Origin of the sequence: Streptococcus sp., assembly GCF_019414905.1 — a bacterium.
GTDB lineage: Bacteria > Bacillota > Bacilli > Lactobacillales > Streptococcaceae > Streptococcus.
On the sequence record NZ_DXLC01000147.1, the window covers coordinates 1 to 2,807 of the forward strand.

The window sequence follows — 2,807 nt, forward strand, 5'->3', positions numbered from 1 at the left end:
ATGTTTGTCTACTTTAATAGCACCACGTTCAGTTAGTTCAATATCTGTATTTTCAAGTTGAAGTGGTTCTACGTTTGGTTTACGTCCTGTTGCGTAGAGAAGGGCATCGAAACGGTAAGTTTCGTTTTCAGTCACAACGAGCACTTGGTCACCGTCGTTTTTGATTTCAGTAGTACGGATATTTTGAAGCAATTCAATACCGTCTTCTTCCATGTATTGTTTAGCAAGAGCTGCGATGGAAGGTTCTGCACGAGGTAGGAAAGTATCCAAGGCATCTAAGACTGTAACCTTGCTTCCAAGTTTGTTGTAAAGACCAGCAAATTCAAGACCGATATTTCCTCCACCAAGAACTCCAAGTTTTTCAGGCAATTTGTCCAAATTTTGGATACCTGTTGAGTCAAAGACATTTTTGCTTGTAGCAAGTCCAGGGATTGGCAAGACGTTTGAAACAGCACCAGTGTTGATGACGATTGTTTCAGCAGTCAGTTCTTTCTTTTCATCACCAGCTTGGATTTCGATGACTTTATTTGAAAGGAAGTGAGCTTCCGCATCAAAGATATCCACGCCTGTACCAGCAACCGTTGCATAGTTTTTACCGTTGAGGCGACTAGTGATAGTGTTTTTGGTAGCAATCACTTCTTCAAAAGGCAAGTCTTTCTCAGCAGCAACTAGCAAAGTTTTAGTTGGGATACATCCGATGTTGATACAAGTTCCACCGTACATAGCTTTGCTACGTTCAACGAGGGCAACTTTTTTGCCAGCTGAAGCCAATTTACCAGCTAGTGTTTTACCAGCTTTACCAAATCCGATAACGATTAAATCATAAGTTAACATTTAGAGTTCCTCCTATTCGAATTTCATTCTAGCACAAGAAAAAAACTTTTGCACAATTCTGCTACGCTTTAAAAAAGTTTATGAAATAGTGGAAAGTTTAACTTTATTTTCTCAAAAAAATCGTTTACATGACTTTATCGACGGATTGGGCTATCTTTTGCTTCTCTCTTGTGTTATACTAGATAGGTTGCAAAGAAAACAGTACTTTTCTTTTGTGGAAAAGAAGCAACACGATTTTGTATCCAGTATATGAAAATACGTCATAAAAAGAAAAGTATAAACTAAGCCCTATAGGGTGGCTTCGCACCACCTTTAGAAAGAAGAATAACGTGAAATTTAATGAATTAAACTTGTCTGCTGATTTGCTAGCAGAGATTGAAAAAGCTGGTTTTGTAGAAGCCAGTCCGATCCAAGAGCAAACTATTCCATTGGCTCTTGAAGGTAAAGATGTGATTGGTCAAGCCCAGACTGGTACAGGTAAAACTGCAGCCTTTGGCTTGCCAACCCTTGAAAAAATCCGTACAGAAGAAGCGACCATCCAAGCCTTGGTGATTGCTCCGACTCGTGAATTAGCTGTCCAAAGTCAAGAGGAACTCTTCCGCTTTGGTCGTAGTAAGGGAGTTAAGGTTCGCTCAGTATACGGCGGATCAAGCATTGAAAAACAAATTAAGGCTCTTAAATCGGGTGCTCATATTGTTGTAGGAACTCCAGGTCGCCTCTTGGACTTGATTAAACGCAAGGCCTTGAAATTACAAGATATTGAAACCCTAATCCTTGACGAAGCTGACGAAATGCTCAATATGGGCTTCCTCGAAGACATTGAAGCTATCATTTCTCGTGTTCCTGAAAGCCGTCAAACTCTTCTTTTCTCAGCAACTATGCCAGATGCTATCAAACGTATCGGTGTTCAGTTTATGAAAGAACCTGAGCATGTGAAAATTGCTGCCAAGGAATTGACAACAGAATTGGTTGACCAATACTATATCCGAGTCAAAGAACAAGAAAAATTTGACACCATGACTCGTCTCATGGATGTGGAACAACCAGAACTTGCTATCGTATTTGGTCGTACAAAACGCCGTGTAGATGAATTGACTCGTGGTTTGAAAATCCGTGGCTTCCGTGCAGAAGGAATTCATGGAGACCTAGACCAAAACAAACGTCTTCGTGTCCTTCGTGACTTTAAAAATGGCAATCTTGATGTTTTGGTTGCGACAGACGTTGCAGCGCGTGGTTTGGATATTTCAGGTGTGACCCATGTCTATAACTACGATATTCCACAAGATCCTGAAAGTTATGTTCACCGTATCGGTCGTACAGGTCGTGCTGGTAAATCAGGTCAATCAATTACCTTTGTTGCTCCAAATGAAATGGGCTACCTTCAAATCATCGAAAACTTGACTAAGAAACGCATGAAAGGCTTGAAACCAGCGACAGCTGAAGAAGCCTTCCAAGCTAAGAAACAAGTAGCGCTCAAGAAAATCGAACGTGATTTTGCAGATGAGACAATCCGTGGCAACTTTGAGAAATTTGGTAAGGATGCTCGCAAGTTGGCTGCTGAATTTACTCCAGAAGAATTGGCCATGTATATCTTGAGTCTAACTGTTCAAGATCCGGATAGTCTTCCAGTAGTGGAGATTGCGCGTGAAAAACCACTGCCATTTAAACCATCAGGTAATGGCTTCGGTGGTAAAGGTAAGGGAGGTCGTCGTGGAGATGACCGTCGTGATCGCGAACGCCGTGGCAATGGTCGCCGTGATGATTTCAAAAAAGGCAGTCGTGGAAATGATCGTTATGATAAGGAAAAACGTTACCGTAAGGATAATAAAAAACCACGTAACACTTCAAGCGAAAAGAAAACAGGCTTTGTTATTCGTAACAAGGGCGATAAATAAGAAAAAGCGGTTCAAAATGAATCGCTTTTTTATATAAGGAGACCGAATGGAAAAGAAAGATAAATAAAATAGATATAT

Annotated in this window: 2 protein-coding genes; one reads left to right on the forward strand and one right to left on the reverse strand. The window is 40.7% G+C overall.

The features are described 5' to 3' along the window. Positions 1-834 (reverse strand): FAD-dependent oxidoreductase (locus QZ359_RS04530; RefSeq protein WP_293963283.1); only part of this gene is annotated, 834 nt, incomplete at its 3' end. Positions 835-1,163: 329 nt separating this feature from the next. On the opposite strand from QZ359_RS04530, the gene QZ359_RS04535 reads away from it, so the two are divergent. After that, complete coding sequence (locus QZ359_RS04535) at positions 1,164-2,729, forward strand: DEAD/DEAH box helicase (protein ID WP_293963286.1); 1,566 nt, start codon at positions 1,164-1,166, stop codon at positions 2,727-2,729. Positions 2,730-2,807 lie beyond the last annotated feature (78 nt).